The 650-nt window shown below is 59.7% G+C and carries 1 protein-coding gene; it reads right to left on the reverse strand.

The window, feature by feature from the left end; translation table 11 throughout:
- On the reverse strand, window positions 1-650 hold a 650-nt coding region (locus SO140_RS46325), incomplete at both ends, for an AMP-binding protein (protein WP_498544252.1).

Raw genomic sequence — 650 nt, forward strand, 5'->3', positions numbered from 1 at the left:
CCGATATAGAGCTCGCCCACCGCCCCAAACGGAACAGGCCCACGGTGACCGTCAAGCAGATATACCTGCGTGTTCGCAATCGGACGGCCGATCGGAGGCAATCGCGACCAGCATGATGGGTCAGCAGCGAGACGGTGCTCCGTGACCACGTGGGTTTCTACGGGCCCGTACTGATTGATCAATCTCGCGCTTGGGTGCGCTTCGAGCAACGACTTGAGCACTGGAGTCCCCTGCAATTGCTCGCCCGCTGTATAGATCTCACTTAGCGAGGGCAGCAGCACTCGATGCGAGGCCCAGACTTCCGCAAAATGGTGAAGGACGACAAATGGTAGGAAAAGTCGTTCGATAGCCTCAGCCCGCACAAACTCCATTAGGGCGGAGACGTCCGAACGGACCTCTTCTTTGACGAGGACGAGCGCGCCTCCGTCCCTCCAGCAACTGAAGAATTCCTGCAATGCGACGTCGAAGTTCAGCGTTGTAAACTGAAGGGTGCGCCGTTTGGGCGCGCCACGCTCCGGCGAGCACGAAAGCAAATTCAGAAGCGAGCAATGGGACATTTCGACGCCCTTGGGCGTGCCTGATGATCCCGAGGTGTAGATCACATAGGCGAGGTGGCGCGCGCTCAGGCCGAGCGTGCGCGGGTCCGGATC

The sequence above is a fragment of the Bradyrhizobium sp. UFLA05-108 genome, from assembly GCF_059803455.1.